Below are 14,799 nucleotides of genomic sequence, written 5' to 3'. Positions count from 1 at the left end.
GGGGCGCGGGGCTGTATCGATATGCGGCTCCGCCGCGTGGGCGCGACAAGCCCCCACAGGCCCGCACCCGACATACGACCGTCAGAACCCCGGACCCCCCACCTTGTCCCCCGCCGCAGCGAGCCGCCCCCACAACAGGTCCGCCATACTCCGCACCAACTCCGCCCGAGCACACGGCCGTTCCCCGAGCCACCAGTCACCCGCCGCGTACATCATCCCGACGATCCCGTGCCCCCACACCCGAGCCAGCAACTGACTCCCGGGCCCGAGATCCAGCCGGTCCTCGATGACCTGCGCCAGTTCTTCACCCATCCTGCGCAGCAACGGCACGGAATGCTTACCGACATCAAACCCTTGGTCCCCGACCTGACTCCCCTCCGCGGGGTGCATCAGGAACCGGTACACCTGAGGCCGCGCCTCGATCGCCGCGAGATACGTGTCCAGCGTCGCCTCGACCCGCTCCCGCCGATCCGCCGGAGCGTCCAGCGCCGCCCGCAGCGAATCCAGCAGCGCGTCGGTGTGCCGCTTGGCGAGCGCGGCGTAGAGTCCGCTCTTGTCACCGAAGTGCCGGTACAGGATCGGCTTGGTGATCCCCGCCTCCGCGGCGATCGCGTTCATAGAGGCCTGCGGCCCGTCACGCAGCACCACTCTGTCCGCGGCCTCCAGCAGCTCGCGCCGGCGGCGGTCGGCGGACCGTTGCTGTTCGGTCCGCTGTGTGGTGTCCATGAGCTCTCCCCACCCGTGCTGAATCGGTAACGCCTGCGCAAACTAACACTCGACAGGCGATTGGCATCGAACAGGCTGCTGACCGGTCATCGGGAGTTGACTTTTCCTACCCACGAGTAACAGACTTGGGTTACCGCTAGTAACATGTACGTGCGCCGCCGCTGGAGGGGACATGGCCGAGTTCACCATGGAGCTCAACGACGAACAGAAGGAGGTCCGGGACTGGCTGCACGGCTTCTCCGCCGACGTCATCCGCCCCGCGGCCGCCGAATGGGACGAGCGTGAGGAGACTCCCTGGCCGGTCATCCAGGAGGCCGCGAAGGTCGGCATCTACTCCCTCGACTTCTACGCCCAGCAGTACTTCGACCCCACCGGGCTCGGTATCCCGATGGCGATGGAGGAGCTGTTCTGGGGCGACGCGGGCATCGCCCTGTCGATCGTGGGCACCGGTCTCGCGGCTGTCGGCGTCCTCGCCAACGGTACCGAGGAACAGATCGGCACCTGGATCCCGCAGATGTACGGCGACGCGAACGACGTGAAGGTCGCCGCGTTCTGCTCCTCGGAGCCGGACGCCGGCTCCGACGTGGCCTCCATGCGCACGCGTGCCGTGTACGACGAGGCCAAGGACGAGTGGGTCCTCAACGGCACCAAGACCTGGGCGACCAACGGCGGCATCGCCAACGTCCACGTCGTCGTCGCGGTCGTCGACCCGGAGATCGGCTCCAAGGGCCACGCGTCCTTCATCGTGCCGCCGAACACCCCCGGCCTGTCCCAGGGCCAGAAGTTCAAGAAGCACGGCATCCGCGCCTCGCACACCGCCGAGGTGGTCCTGGAGAACGTCCGCGTTCCCGGTCACTGCCTGCTCGGCGGCAAGGAGAAGCTGGACCAGCGCCTGGCCCGGGCCCGGGAACGGGCGAAGGCGGGCAACGGCGAGCGCGTGAAGAACGCGGCGATGGCCACCTTCGAGGCTTCGCGGCCCGCGGTGGGCGCCATGGCCGTGGGCACCGCTCGTGCCGCCTACGAGGTCGCCCTCGACTACGCCAAGACCCGCGAGCAGTTCGGGCGCCCGATCATCGACAACCAGGGCGTGGCGTTCCAGCTCGCGGACATGCGGACGTCCATCGACGCGGCCCGGCTGCTGGTGTGGCGTGCCTCGTGGATGGCGATCAACGGCAAGCAGTTCACGGCGGCCGAAGGCTCGATGTCCAAGCTGTTCGCCAGTGAGACGGCGAAGAAGGTCACCGCCCAGGCGGTCCAGATCCTGGGCGGCAACGGCTACACCCGCGAGTACCCGGTGGAGCGCATGCACCGCGATGCGGCGATCTACACGATCTTCGAGGGCACCAGCGAGATCCAGCGGCTGGTGATCGCCCGGACGCTCTCCGGGATGTCCATCCGCTAACGATGCCGGAGCGGCGTCAGCTGCTCGATGTCGTACCTGGCCCGCAGCTCCTCGATCGCCTCGTGGTCCGGCGGGCCCCCGCCCCCCAGGATCTCCAGCAGCTCCTCGAAGTACCGCTCGTGATCCGGCGGCGGACTCGCCTGGAAGAACATCTTCGCCGGTGTGTCCGTCGGGTTGGCGAACGCGTGCGGGCACCCGGGCGGTACGACGATCACCGTGCCCGGGGTCGCCCGCACCACCCGGCTGCCCGAACCCGACTCCCAGCGCTGCCAGTTGTCGGGTGTGCGGACACGCGGCTCGAAGGCGAGGACGTCCAGCTCGCCTTCGAGGACGTAGAACAACTCCTCGCTGCGGGTGTGCACATGGGCGCCCACGTCGAAGCCGGGCGGGACGATCACCTCGAAGGTGGACGCCATACGGGAGTGGGACCCGGTCACCTTGAAGGTCACGTGCTGGGCGGGCGTCTGGACGACCCGCCCGTGTCCCGGCGGGACCAGAAGCCCTTCGGGAGCCGTCACCACGTCACCGGAAGGGCCTCGGGACCGCGGATCAACGCGCCCTTCCTGAAGGGGACCTGAGCCGGAGCGACCGCCAGCCTCAATCCCGGCAGCCGGTCCAGCAGCGCGTCCACCAGCAGCTCCGACTCCAGCCGGGCCAGCATTCCGCCGGGGCAGTAGTGCGGGCCGAACCCGAAGGACACATGCGGGTTCGGGCTGCGGGAGAAGTCGATCGTCTCCGGGTGCGGGAAGACGTCGGGATCCCGGTTCGCCGACAGGTACGACACGTAGATCGGGTCGCCCGCCCTGATCCGCACGCCCCTGATCCCCACATCCTCCGTGGCGATCCGCGACAGGCCGACCGCGTTGCGGTGCGGGATGTAGCGCAGCAGCTCGTCGATGGCCTGCGGGCGGATCGACGGTTCGGCGCGCAGCCGGTCGGCCAGGTCGGGCCGGGTCAGCAGCAGGTAGAACATCTGGCCGCTGTTGTTCGTCACTGCCTCGCCGCCGATCTGGAGCAGCACCGCGAGCCCGACGGCCTCGTCCAGCGTCACCTCGCCCCGGCCCACGGCGGCGCCGAGCAGGGAGGCCACGTCCTCGCCGGAGCCGCCCTCCCTGAGGCCGATGAGATCGGCGAAGTACGCGCCCATCTCGTCCTTGGCCTTCTCGCTGACCTGCTTGCCGTGCGAGGAGGACAGGATCAGCTGGGTCCAGGTGTGCATCCCGTGCCGGTCGGCGGCCGGGACACCCATCAGCTCGCAGATCACGGCGATGGGGAAGGGGCTGAGCACCGTCTGGGTGAGATCCGCCGGCGGCCCGTCCTGCACCAGCTCGTCGACCAGTTCGTCCAGCATCCGGCGCGACTTCTCCCGGATCCGCTCCACGCCCTTCGCGGTGAACGCGGCGGCCACCGAGCGGCGCAGCCGGGTGTGGTCCGGCGGATCGAGGAAGCCGACCGCGCCGCGCTGCGGGATGAAGTGCGGGGCGAGCCGGGTGACCGGCTGGTCCATGACCGCCTCGCGGCTGAAGCGGGGGTCGTTGGTCACCGTGCGCACGTCGTCGTACCGGGTCACCAGCCATGCCCAGCCCTCGCCGTTGGGCAGCTGGATCCGGGTGACCGGGCCCTCGCGCATCAGCTCGGTCAGCACCGGGTCGAAGTCGACGCCGTTCAGGTCGAGCGCCGGCCAGTGCCGGATCGGGGGCAGGATCTCGGTGATCGTCTCTTCGGTCATCTCAGTCCGTCTCATCCGTCCGCCGCCAGCGGCCCAGGGACATCTCCGCGGTGATGCCGGGTCCGAACCCGGCCAGCAGCCCCCGCGCCCGGTCCCGCGGCCCGCCCTCGTCGAACAGCCGCCGCAGCGCGTCCAGTACGACGGCGCTGGCGATGTTCCCGTACTCGGTGAGCGTGGCCCGGCTGAACCGGAAGGCGTGCGGGTCGACCTGGAGGTACTTGCTGAGGTCGTCGAGTATTCGGGGCCCGCCCGCGTGGACTATGTAGAAGTCCAGGTCGGCCGCGTCCCAGCCGTGCAGTCCCGCGAGGTCCTGCAACGCCGGCGCGAGCGGCTCCATGGTGGCCGGTACCCGCTTGTCGAGCTGGAAGTGGAAGCCCGTCGACCGGACGTCGTACATGATCCATTCCTCGGTCTTGGGGATCAGGTACGAGCCGTTGCGCTCCAGGACGATGCCCTCGCCGCCCCGCCCGCGCACCACGGCGGCCGCGATGCCGTCCCCGAACAGGCCGTTGGACAGCAGGTTCCCGATGCCGAGGTCGGCGGGCTGGTAGCACAGCGAGCAGAACTCGCAGGCCACGATGAGGGCGTTGGCCTCCGGGTAGGCCGTGCAGAAGTCGTGCGCCCGGTTGATCGCGGCACCGCCGGCCGCGCAGCCCAGCTGGGCTATGGGGAGCTGCCGGGTGGTGGACTCGAAGTCCATCTCGTTGATCAGCCACGCCGTCAGCGAGGGCATCATGAAGCCCGTGCACGAGACGTAGATGATGACATCGATGTCGGACGTCAGGAGCTCGGCGTCGTCCAGCGCCCGCTGCACCACCGCGGGCACCCGGGCCTTGGCCTCGGCCACGTAGACGTTGTTCCGCTCCTCGAAGCCGGGATGCTTCAGCGTCTCCTCGATGGGCTGCACGATGTGCCGGGTACGCACCCCCGTGTTCTCGATCAGCCGCAGCGCCAGCGGCAGTTGGGGGTGATCGGCGTGCCGGGAGCTCGCGAGCTCCAGCGTCTCCTCCATCGTGATCACGTACTCCGGAACGGACACCGAGGGTCTGCACAGAGTGGCCATGAACCGTCCCTGCTTTCACATCGGAAGTGGTCCAGTCCACTGTCGCCCGAGGCGGGAGGGACTTCGCGCCGGATTACTCCAAACGCGGGACCTGCCGATGCGCGGCTCCGCCGCGTGGGCGCGCCCCCTACGGCGTGGTCCCTACGGCGCGGTCCCACTACTGTGCGCGATGCACGCCACGTCGATCCGATCGGCCAGCTTGGCGAGCTCGATCGTCAGCGCGGCGACGGTGTCCTCGTCCAGCCCCTCCGCCCCGGCCTCGACCAGGTGCAGCCACCGCCCGCCAAGACTGCGGAGCAGCTTGCTCACATCGGCCGCAGACACCTGCAAGGTCCCGCGGTCGTCGACGATCAGAGGCAGTGTCACTTCGCGGTTCACACCGGGGATGTTAGCCGCGCAAGCGTCACGCTCCGTGCCAAACCGTGGTGATGTTGCAGAACTCCCTGATTCCGTGCCCGGACAGCTCACGCCCGTATCCGGACCGCTTCACCCCGCCGAACGGGAACGCCGGATGCGAGGCGGTCATCCCGTTGACGAACACCCCGCCGGCCTCCAGGTCCCGGACGAACCGGTCGACCTCGGCCTCGTCCCGCGTCCACACGTTCGAACTCAGCCCGAACGGCGAGTCGTTGGCGATCAGCACCGCCTCGTCCAGGTCGGCCGCCCGGTACAGCGTGGCCACCGGGCCGAAGGTCTCCTCACGGTGGATGCGCATCTCGCGGTCGACGTCCGCGATGACGGTCGGCGGGTAGAACCAGCCGGGCCCGTCGGGCCGCTCCCCGCCGCACAGCACACTCGCCCCGCTGCGCCTGGCGTCGTCGACCAGTTCCTCCAGGTCGGCCCGCCCCTGCTCGCTGGCCAGTGGCCCGACCTCGGTGTCCTCCTCCAGCGGGTCGCCGACCTTGAGCGCCTTCATGCCCTCGACGAACCGCTCGGCGAACCGGTCGTACACGTCCGTGTGCACGATGAACCGCTTGGCGGCGATGCAGGACTGCCCGTTGTTCTGCACGCGCGCGGTCACCGCGATCCGCGCGGCCCGGTCGATGTCCGCGGACGGCATGACGACGTACGGGTCGCTGCCGCCGAGTTCGAGGACCGTCTTCTTCACCATGTCCCCGGCGGTGGAGGCGACCGCCCGCCCCGCGGGTTCACTCCCCGTGAGCGTGGCCGCCTTGACGCGCTCGTCGCGCAGGATCTCGTCGATCGCCCCGGAGCCGACGAGCAGGGTCTGGAAACAGCCCTCGGTGTAGCCGGCCCGGTGGAAGAGGTCCTCCAGGAAGAGGGCGGTCTGCGGCACGTTCGAGGCGTGCTTGAGTAGGCCCACGTTGCCCGCCATCAGCGCGGGCGCGGCGAACCGGACCACCTGCCACAGCGGGAAGTTCCACGGCATCACCGCGAGCACGGGACCCAGCGGCCGGTAGTGCACGCGCGCGCGTGACGCGCCGGAGTCCTTCACGTCGGCCTCGGACGGCTCCTCGTCGGCGAGCAGCGACTCGGCGTGCTCCGCGTACCAGCGCATCGCCTTGGCACACTTGGCGGCCTCGGCGCGGGCCTGCTTGACCGGCTTGCCCATCTCGGTGGTCATGACCCGGGCGATGTCCCGCTGCGCCTCGTCCAGCAGCTCGGCGGCCCGGTTCAGCAGACGCGCGCGCTCCGCGAAGGACGTCGTCCGGTAGGTGCGGAACGTCGCCTCGGCGAGCTGGAGCCTGCGCTCGATCTCCTCCTCGCCCATGGCCTCGTACGTCTTGAGCGTCTCGCCGTTCGCCGGGTTGACCGTCGCGATGGGCATGACCGACCTCCTGAAGAGCTGGGTGTGCTTCGACCTTCCCGCGCGGCGGGGGCGACCGCAACGCGTGGACGTCAGCCCGAGTGCTCAGCCAGCCGGTCCAGAAACGCGGCCTGCGCCGTGACGATCACGGCCCGGGCCCGGTCGAGCCCGAACCACTCCACCCGGTCCAGCTCCGGGAACTCCTGCGTCCGCCCGGACTTCGGCGGCCACTCCATGCGGAACGTCCCCGGCACCACCGTCGCCGGATCGAGGTCCGCCTCGATGGCCCACGCCGTGACGACCTTGCCGTTCGCCTGCCGCACCTCACCCAGGGGTACGGCCTCCCCGTCGGGCGGTGCCAGCCCCAGCTCCTCTTGGAACTCCCGGCGGGCCGCGTCCCAGGCCGACTCGGAGCCGGGCTCGTACTCGCCCTTCGGCACGCCCCACGCCCCGGCGTCCCGGTGTGCGAAGAACGGGCCGCCCATATGGCCCAGCAACACCTCAAGACCGTCGGGTGTGTGTCGGAACAACAACAGCCCCGCGCTCGTCCTCACGGCTTCACCTCCGGGTGCGCGGCCAGCAGTGTCTCCACCGTGTCGGCCTCCTCGGGCCGCTTGTCCTCCCGGTAGCGGACCACGCGCGCGAACCGGAGAGTGACCCCGGCCGGGTAGCGGGTCGACCTCTGGAGACCGTCGTAGGCGATCTCGACGACGAGTTCGGGCCGTACGGTCACCACGTGGTCGTTGCTCTCCACCGCCAGCTCCTGGAGCCGCTCGGTCTGCCAGGTGAGCATCGCGTCGGTCATGCCCTTGAAGGTCTTGCCGAGCATGGCGAAGGAGCCGTCGGCGGCGCGGGCGCCCAGGTGGAGGTTGGAGAGCTTGCCGGTGCGGCGGCCGTGGCCCCACTCGGCGGCCAGCACCACCAGGTCGAGGGTGTGCACGGGCTTGACCTTCAGCCAGGACGCACCGCGCCGGCCCGCGCTGTAGGGGGCGTCGAGGGACTTCACCACGACCCCCTCGTGGCCGCGCTCCAGCGTCCCGGCGAGGAACTCCTCGGCCGCTCCCACGTCCTCGGGCCCGGACACGAGAGCGCGCCGCACCCGCATCGGCTCGGGGACCAACCGGGCGAGTTCCGCGTGCCGTCGGGCGAAGGGCAGGTCGAGGAGGTCGTGGCCGTCGACGGAGAGGGCGTCGAAGAAGACGGGGGAGACGGGGACTTCCCGGGCCGCGGTCGCCACGTCCACGCGGGAGCCGACCCGGCCCGCCGTCTCCTGGAAGGAACGGGGCCGCCCGTCCTCGTCGAACGCGATCACCTCACCGTCCAGGATGAACCGCTCGCCTCTCAACTCCAGTGCCGCGGCCGTCAGTTCGGGCAGCCGGTCGGTGATGTCGTCGAGGGTGCGCGTGTACAGCCGTACGACATCGCCGTCCCGGTGGATCTGGACGCGGATGCCGTCCAGCTTCTCCTCGACCGCGCACTCGCCGAGCTTCTCGACCGCCTCGGCCACCGAGGAGGCGCTGTGCGCCAGCATCGGCAGGACCGGGCGGCCGACGGTGAGGCGGAAGCGGTCCAGGGCGGGCGGGCCGTCGGTGAGAAGGGCCTCGGCGACGGTCTGGAGGGAGCCCGCGAGCATCACGGCACGGCGGACGTCGGCCGGGGGCGCCTCGGTCGCCTGGGCCAGGCCCTCGACGGCCACCGCGTCCAGCGCGCCCTGCCGTACCTCGCCGGTGATCAGCCCGAACAGGAACCGCTGCTCGCCCTCGGTGGCCGCGCCCATCAACTCACCGACCAGCCGGGCCCGTTCGGCCTGCGAGCCCGCGCCCGCGACCTTGCCGAGCCGAGTGAGGCGGCCGTTCACCTCGCCCACGGTCAACGTCGGCTCCACGGCCGGTTCGACCGGGCGGCTCAGCACCTTCCAGCCGACGCCGAGCCGGCCCTGCGGGAGCCGTCCCGCGAGATACGGGATGACGATCGGCACGTCGTCCGGCCCGGCCTCGCGGAACAGCTCGGCGAGCAGCGCGATCTTCTGGGAGCGCGCCGAGGTCGCGGCGACGTCCTGGGACACCTGTGCCAGCCGGGCAAGCAACATGGTTCCAGGGTGTACCGGAGGCGCCGGATCTACACCCCGGCGGCCGCGTCGAGGTCCGCCATCAGCAGCTCCCCGTTGATCGTCGCCCCCGCCCGGTAGCCGCCCGCCGCCGCGTTGATCACCTGCTCCCCGAACCCCATCGCGTTGCCCGCGGCCCACACACCGGGCACGGTCGTCAGCCCCGTCGCATCGACCACCGGATACGAGCCGAACGGGGTCTCGGTCAGCTCGGCCCCGAGCTGCTCCAGCAGGCCGTTGCGCGGGACGGCCCGCGGCGCGGTGAAGACGACGTCACGCGCGTGCGTGGTGCCGTCCTCCAGGCGTACGGCGGTCAGGCGGTCGTCGGTCACGACCAGCTCGGCGACCTCGCCGGGCACCACCTGGACCCCGGCCGCGGCCAGCCTGCGCAGGTCGTCGTCCGAGAGCCCGGACTCGGCGACCCGATGCAGGAAGAGGGTCACGTCCTTCGACCACTGGGACACCATCAGCGCCTGGTGCACGCTGAGCGGACTCGTGGCGAGCACGCCGAAGGCCCGGTCGCGGACCTCCCAGCCGTGGCAGTACGGGCAGTGCAGCACGTCCTTGCCGAAGCGCTCGGCGACACCCGGCACGTCGGGCAGCTCGTCCCTCAGGCCGGTCGCGACGACCAGCCGGCGGGCCCGCACGACACGTCCGCTCGCCAGGGTCACGGCGAAGCCCGGCGCGACCTCGACGACCCGGTCCCGGACCAGCTCGACGCCGTACGCCTTGATCTCCTCGCGGCCGATCGCGAGGAACTCGGCGGGGGACATGCCGTCCCGGGTGAGGAAGCCCTGCATGTGGGCGGCGGGCGCGTTGCGGGGCTCGCCCGCGTCGACGACCAGGGTGTGGCGCCGGGCCCGGCCCAGGACCAGGGCGGCGGACAGTCCTGCCGCGCCGCCACCGACAACGATCACTTCATAGGTCTCGGTCATGCCGACACCGTGGCTCCGGGACACGCGATTGACAAACTTCTTTGCCGGTTCTGCAATACGGAGATGACCACCGACGACGTTCTGGCCGAAGTGGGACCGAGGCTGCGGCGGCTGCGCAAGGAGCGGGAGGTGACCCTGGCCGCGCTCTCCGCGACGACCGGCATCTCCGTGAGCACCCTGTCCCGTCTGGAGTCCGGCCTGCGCAAGCCCAGCCTGGAGCTGCTGCTGCCGATCGCCCAGGCCCACCAGGTCCCCCTCGACGAACTGGTCGGCGCCCCGCCGGTCGGTGATCCCCGGGTGCGGACCAAGGCGCTCGTACGGCACGGGCGCACCTTCTGGCCGCTGACCCGGCAGCCCGGCGGACTCCAGGCCTTCAAAGTGCTGGTGCCGCAGCGCGAGGAGGAGCCGGAGCCCCGCACCCACGAGGGGTACGAGTGGCTGTACGTGCTGGCGGGGCGGCTGCGGGTGGTGCTGGGGGAGCACGACGTGGTGCTCGCGGCGGGGGAGGCGGCGGAGTTCGACACCCGGGTGCCGCACTGGTTCGGGTCGACGGGGGAGGGCCCGGCGGAGTTCCTCAGCCTCTTCGGGCCGCAGGGCGAGCGGATGCACGTCCGCGCGCGTCCCCGGGAGGCATGAGGAACGGCTCCGGGAACGCCCGGCCGTCGATCGCTTGTCCGAGACAACTGCGGGAGCGCCCAGGTAGGTTCGCCGGATGGACGAAATACCGCCCCGGGCACACTCCGTGGCACGGCAGGTCGCCCGGTGACGAGCAGCGACGTGACCCATCACCCCGTCGTCGACACCCCCTCGACGACAGCGATCCAGGACTGGCAGGCGAGGCTTCGCCGATTCGGGTACGCGGCCCGTCCGCCGACGGACCTCCGCGAGCGGCTCGTCCCGCGCTTCCCGAAGCGGACGGTGTGGGACTGGCTGGGCCCGCTGCTCATCGCCGCCCTGGCCGGGGTGATCCGCTTCTGGCATCTCGGCCGCCCGCGCGCCGTGGTGTTCGACGAGACGTACTACGCCAAGGACGCCTGGTCGCTGCTGCACCTCGGGTACGAGGGCACCTGGCCCGACCGCAAGATCGCCGACCCGCAGATCCTCGCCCACCCGCAGGTCATCTCGCTCTCCGACACCGGGGCGTTCGTCGCGCACCCGCCGATGGGCAAGTGGGTCATCTCGCTCGGCGAGTGGATGTTCGGCCTCACCCCGTTCGGCTGGCGCTTCATGACGGCCGTCCTCGGCACCCTGTCCGTGCTCATGCTGTGCCGCATCGGCCGCAGGCTGTTCCGGTCGACCCTGCTGGGCTGCCTCGCCGGAGCACTGCTGGCGACGGACGGTCTGCACGTGGTGATGAGCCGTACCGCGCTGCTGGACCTCGTCGTCATGTTCTTCGTCCTGGCGGCGTTCGGCAGCCTGCTGATCGACCGGGACCGGGCCCGCGCCCGGCTCGCCGCCGCCCTGCCGGTCGGCGCCGACGGCCGGGTCCGCCCCGACGAGCACACCGGTGACAACGCCGGAACCGGACCGCGGCCCTGGCGCCTCGCCGCCGGTGTCTTCCTGGGCCTGGCGGCCGCCACCAAGTGGAACGGCCTGTACGTCCTGGTCTTCTTCGTCGTCCTGACCCTGCTGTGGGACGTCGGCGCCCGCCGTGTCGCCGGCGCCCGCCGCCCCTACCTGGCGGTGCTCAACAAGGACCTCGGCTGGTCCCTGCTGTCCCTGGTGCCGGTCGCCGTGCTGACCTATCTGGCCTCCTGGACCGGCTGGTTCCTGTCCGACGACGGCTACGGCCGGCACTGGGCCGACGGCCGCGGCGGCACCTGGTCGTGGATCCCCGCCCCGCTGCGCAGCCTCTGGCACTACGAGCAGGCGGTGTACAACTTCAACGTGGGGCTGCACACCCCGCACAAGTACGAGTCGAATCCCTGGAGTTGGCTGGTCCAGGGCCGCCCGGTGCTCTTCGACTACCAGTCCCCGAAGCCCGGACAGAACGGCTGCGGCACGACGGTCGACTGCTCCCAGACGGTCCTCGCCCTCGGCACCCCGCTCCTGTGGTGGTCGGCCTGCGCCGCCCTGCTCTACCTGCTCTTCCGCTGGGCGCTGCGCCGCGACTGGCGGGCCGGGGCGATCCTGTGCGGGGTGGGCGCCGGATACCTCCCCTGGCTCCTCTACCAGGACCGCACGATCTTCTCCTTCTACGCCGTCGTCTTCGTGCCCTATCTGTGCCTGGCGGTGGCGATGACGGTCGGTGCGATCCTGGGCCCACCGGGCACGGACCGCGGGCGGCGCACCCAGGGCGCGGTGGCCGCCGGCACCCTGGTCCTGCTGATCGTGTGGAACTTCATCTACTTCTTCCCGCTCTACACGGGGGAGACGATCCCGTACGCCGACTGGCACTCCCGGATGTGGCTGGACACCTGGATCTGACGTCTGCGGTTCCTGGTACGTTACGGAGCTTCCGCCGCCCCACGACAAGAGACCGAGCCCAGTGACGACCGTCGCGTACCAAGGTGAACCCGGATCCAACTCGGCGACCGCCGCCCACGCCCTGTACCCCGGGTGCGCCGAGCAGCCCTGCACGAGCTTCGAGCAGGCCCTGGACGCGGTCACGCTTGGCACCGCCGACGTGGCCGTGATCCCGGTGGACAACTCGGCGGCCGGCCGCGTGGCGGACGTCCATCATCTGCTGCCCGAGTCGGGGCTGTTCATCGTCGCCGAGTACTCCGTCGCCATCCGCTTCGACCTGATGGGCGTGCCCGGGGCGGCACCGCACGAGGTGGAGTGCGTACGCAGCCATGTGCACGCGCTCGGGCAGTGCCGCAAGGTGCTGCGGGAGGGCGGCTGGCGCACCCTCGTCACCGACGACACGGCCGGAGCGGCGCGCGAGGTGGCCGAGCTGGCCGACCCGCGGCACGCGGCGCTCGCCCCGCCCGCCGCCGCCGCGCTGCACGGCCTCGACGTACTGCGCTCGGGCGTCGAGGACGACCCCGACAACACCACCCGGTTCGTCGTCCTGTCCCGGGACGCCGTCGTGGCCCCGGACACCGGGGAACCCACGATGACGAGCCTGTTCTTCTGCGTGCGCAACATCCCGAGCGCGCTCTACAAGGTGCTCGGCGGGTTCGCCACCAGCGGGGTCAACCTCACGAAGATCGAGAGCTACCAGATGGGCGCGGGCCTCGACGCGAGTCGCTTCTACGTCGAGATCGAGGGCCACCCCGACGAGCAGCACGTCGCCCTCGCCCTGCACGAACTGCGGTTCTTCTCCACCGAGGTCCGCATCCTGGGCGTGTATCCGGCCCACCCGCACCGCCTGAAGGGCTGAACCGACTCAGGCGCCGAGGCCGTTGAGCAGGGTGTCCACGACGACGTCCGCCGCCTGCGCGGGGCTGAGCCGGGGCAGTTGCCGGGACACCAGGTGCATCAGCTGGGGGAGGAGCGCGCTCGTCCACCCGCTCGGCAGGCCGGGACGCAGCAGACCCTCGTCGGTGGCCCGCCGGAGGAAGGCGTCCACCTCGGCGATGCTCGCGTCGCGACGCGCGTGCACCGAGTCGTCGGCGAGCATGCGGGCGAGGTCGACGGGCCAGGTGCGGTTGACCGCGATGATGTTCTCGACATAGCGGTGCAGGGCGACGGCGACCGGTGCCTCGCCGAGCCGCGCGTCCTCGATGGCCCGCTCGATGGCGGTCAGCCGGGCTTCGTAGATCGCCCCGAGCAGTTCCTCGCGGGAGGCGAACCGCCGGTAGACGGTACGCCGGTCCACGCCCGCCTCTGTGGCGATGGCAGCGATGCTCGTGCCCGGGTCGGTGGCGAGCATGCGGGCGCCGGTGGTCAGGACGGCTTCCAGATTGCGTGCTGCGTCGGCTCTCATCGCGACCAGGGTAGCGGGCGACTGAGGAACCTGAGGGTTCTAGAGCCTCTCAGGTGTGGAGTATCCCGCCACTGAATGCCTCGCCGCTGTGACAGCTGTCAGTGGGCCGTGGCGCGGGCGGCGCGCTCTGTGGCGGTACCGGCGAGCGTGAGGCGGTCCGCGTCCACGACCGCCTGGGCGAAGGCGCCGGGCGCCTCCTGCGGCACGTTGTGGCCGACGTCCGCGAGGGTGCGGTGCAGATACGGGCCCGTGAAGTGGTCGCGGTAGGCGGAGCCGTCGCCGGGCGGGGTGAACGGGTCGAGGGCCGGGTCCAGCGTGACCGTCGGTACGTGGACGGGAGGTTGGGCGGCGAGCCGCTTCTCGTAGCGGTCGTAGCGGTGCTCCCCCTCGACGAGCCCGATGCGCCAGCGGTAGTTGAAGAGCACGACGGCCGCGTAGTCGGGGTTCTTGAAGGCCTCGGCGGTGCGTTGGTAAGTGGCTTCGTCGAAGCTCCAGTTGGGGGAGACGAGGGTCCACACATAGCGGCACAGGGCGAGCCGCTCGGCCACGTCCTCCATGGCCTTCTTGCCGCGCTCGGTGGCGAAGTACCACTGGTACCACCAGTTGTGCTCGACGGCCGGGGCGGCGGGCTCCAGCTGTGCCTTGCGGTCGGTGATCAGGTAACCGCCGGTGGAGACAAGGGCCTTGACGCGCTCGGGCCACAGCGCGGCGATGATGTCGGCGGTGCGCGAGCCCCAGTCGAAACCGGCGAGCACCGCCTTGTCGATCTTGAGGGCGTCCATCAGAGCGACGATGTCCAGCGCGACGGCGGACTGTTCGGCCGTACGGGGCGTGTTCCGCGACAGGAAGCGGGTGCCGCCGTGTCCGCGCAGGTAGGGCACGATGACGCGGTAGCCCAGGCCGGCGAGGAGCGGGGCGACGTCGACGAAGCTGTGGATGTCGTACGGCCATCCGTGCAGGCAGATCACGACCGGGCCGTGGGCGGGCCCGGCCTCCGCGTAACTGACGTCCAGGACGCCCGCCTTGACGTGCTTGAGCGTGCCGAAGCCCGCGTGGGTGCCGGAAGTGACCACGGGCACGGTGGGGTTGGGGGACCTGGTCGCCGCGAACGCGCCGGTGCCCAGGCCGACGGCCTTGTTGAACGTACGCCTGCCGATCATCTGAAACCTCCGTTGTGCGAGATCCCCGTGGCTCTCGG

15 protein-coding genes are annotated in these 14,799 nt (G+C 70.9%); 4 read left to right on the top strand and 11 right to left on the bottom strand.

Going from position 1 to position 14,799, the window contains the following annotated elements:
• Positions 1-81: 81 nt before the first annotated feature.
• Positions 82-726 carry a TetR family transcriptional regulator gene (locus G3I78_RS18770; RefSeq protein WP_164425892.1) on the bottom strand — a complete coding sequence of 215 codons (645 nt, stop codon included), beginning with the start codon at positions 724-726 and terminating at the stop codon, positions 82-84.
• Between the two features lie 172 nt (positions 727-898).
• Between G3I78_RS18770 and G3I78_RS18765 the strand changes: the two genes are divergently transcribed.
• Positions 899-2,128 carry an acyl-CoA dehydrogenase family protein gene (locus tag G3I78_RS18765; protein ID WP_164425891.1) on the top strand — a complete coding sequence of 410 codons (1,230 nt, stop codon included), beginning with the start codon at positions 899-901 and terminating at the stop codon, positions 2,126-2,128.
• Here G3I78_RS18765 and G3I78_RS18760 read toward each other — a convergent pair.
• From G3I78_RS18760 to G3I78_RS18725, 8 genes are all read right to left on the bottom strand, one after another.
• A complete protein-coding gene (locus tag G3I78_RS18760) occupies positions 2,125-2,646 on the bottom strand; it encodes a cupin domain-containing protein (protein WP_164425889.1) in 522 nt (173 codons plus the stop codon). The genes G3I78_RS18765 and G3I78_RS18760 overlap by 4 nt on opposite strands.
• Positions 2,643-3,857 (bottom strand): cytochrome P450, encoded by a 1,215-nt coding sequence (locus G3I78_RS18755; protein ID WP_164425887.1) that lies wholly within the window; start codon positions 3,855-3,857, stop codon positions 2,643-2,645. The genes G3I78_RS18760 and G3I78_RS18755 overlap by 4 nt, the downstream gene beginning before the upstream one ends.
• Before the next feature lies 1 nt (position 3,858).
• Positions 3,859-4,920 carry a type III polyketide synthase gene (locus tag G3I78_RS18750; protein ID WP_164425885.1) on the bottom strand — a complete coding sequence of 354 codons (1,062 nt, stop codon included), beginning with the start codon at positions 4,918-4,920 and terminating at the stop codon, positions 3,859-3,861.
• Positions 4,921-5,061: 141 nt separating this feature from the next.
• Positions 5,062-5,298 (bottom strand): DUF6213 family protein, encoded by a 237-nt coding sequence (locus G3I78_RS18745; RefSeq protein WP_164425883.1) that lies wholly within the window; start codon positions 5,296-5,298, stop codon positions 5,062-5,064.
• A gap of 25 nt (positions 5,299-5,323) precedes the next feature.
• Positions 5,324-6,709 (bottom strand): NADP-dependent succinic semialdehyde dehydrogenase, encoded by a 1,386-nt coding sequence (locus tag G3I78_RS18740; protein ID WP_164425881.1) that lies wholly within the window; start codon positions 6,707-6,709, stop codon positions 5,324-5,326.
• Positions 6,710-6,780: 71 nt separating this feature from the next.
• On the bottom strand, positions 6,781-7,242 hold the full coding sequence (locus G3I78_RS18735) for an NUDIX domain-containing protein (protein WP_164425879.1): 462 nt from the start codon (positions 7,240-7,242) through the stop codon (positions 6,781-6,783).
• The gene (locus G3I78_RS18730) at positions 7,239-8,777 is read right to left on the bottom strand and encodes an ATP-dependent DNA ligase (RefSeq protein WP_164425877.1); all 1,539 of its coding nucleotides are present in this window, start codon (positions 8,775-8,777) and stop codon (positions 7,239-7,241) included. The genes G3I78_RS18735 and G3I78_RS18730 overlap by 4 nt, the downstream gene beginning before the upstream one ends.
• A gap of 29 nt (positions 8,778-8,806) precedes the next feature.
• Entirely contained in the window at positions 8,807-9,730 is a 924-nt protein-coding gene (locus G3I78_RS18725) for an NAD(P)/FAD-dependent oxidoreductase (RefSeq protein ID WP_164425875.1), read from the bottom strand.
• A gap of 63 nt (positions 9,731-9,793) precedes the next feature.
• On the opposite strand from G3I78_RS18725, the gene G3I78_RS18720 reads away from it, so the two are divergent.
• The 3 genes from G3I78_RS18720 (at position 9,794) to G3I78_RS18710 (ending at position 13,055) form a co-directional block, all read left to right on the top strand.
• Positions 9,794-10,366, top strand: a complete 573-nt coding sequence (locus G3I78_RS18720) for an XRE family transcriptional regulator (RefSeq protein WP_164425873.1) — start codon at positions 9,794-9,796, stop codon at positions 10,364-10,366.
• A gap of 141 nt (positions 10,367-10,507) precedes the next feature.
• Complete coding sequence (locus G3I78_RS18715; protein ID WP_343243806.1) at positions 10,508-12,157, top strand: phospholipid carrier-dependent glycosyltransferase; 1,650 nt, start codon at positions 10,508-10,510, stop codon at positions 12,155-12,157.
• 61 nt (positions 12,158-12,218) lie between these two features.
• Positions 12,219-13,055, top strand: a complete 837-nt coding sequence (locus G3I78_RS18710) for a prephenate dehydratase (RefSeq protein ID WP_164425871.1) — start codon at positions 12,219-12,221, stop codon at positions 13,053-13,055.
• A gap of 6 nt (positions 13,056-13,061) precedes the next feature.
• Here G3I78_RS18710 and G3I78_RS18705 read toward each other — a convergent pair whose 3' ends face one another.
• Together G3I78_RS18705 and G3I78_RS18700 are read right to left on the bottom strand one after the other, a co-directional pair.
• On the bottom strand, positions 13,062-13,547 hold the full coding sequence (locus tag G3I78_RS18705) for a TetR/AcrR family transcriptional regulator (protein WP_164426291.1): 486 nt from the start codon (positions 13,545-13,547) through the stop codon (positions 13,062-13,064).
• A 152-nt stretch (positions 13,548-13,699) separates the two neighbouring features.
• Entirely contained in the window at positions 13,700-14,761 is a 1,062-nt protein-coding gene (locus G3I78_RS18700; protein WP_164425869.1) for an alpha/beta hydrolase, read from the bottom strand.
• Between the last annotated feature and the right edge of the window lie 38 nt (positions 14,762-14,799).

Source organism: Streptomyces sp. SID13726 (assembly GCF_010548375.1).
GTDB lineage: Bacteria > Actinomycetota > Actinomycetes > Streptomycetales > Streptomycetaceae > Streptomyces.
Note: the sequence above shows the minus strand (reverse complement) of the source record. Positions and strands in the feature narration are given on the sequence as shown.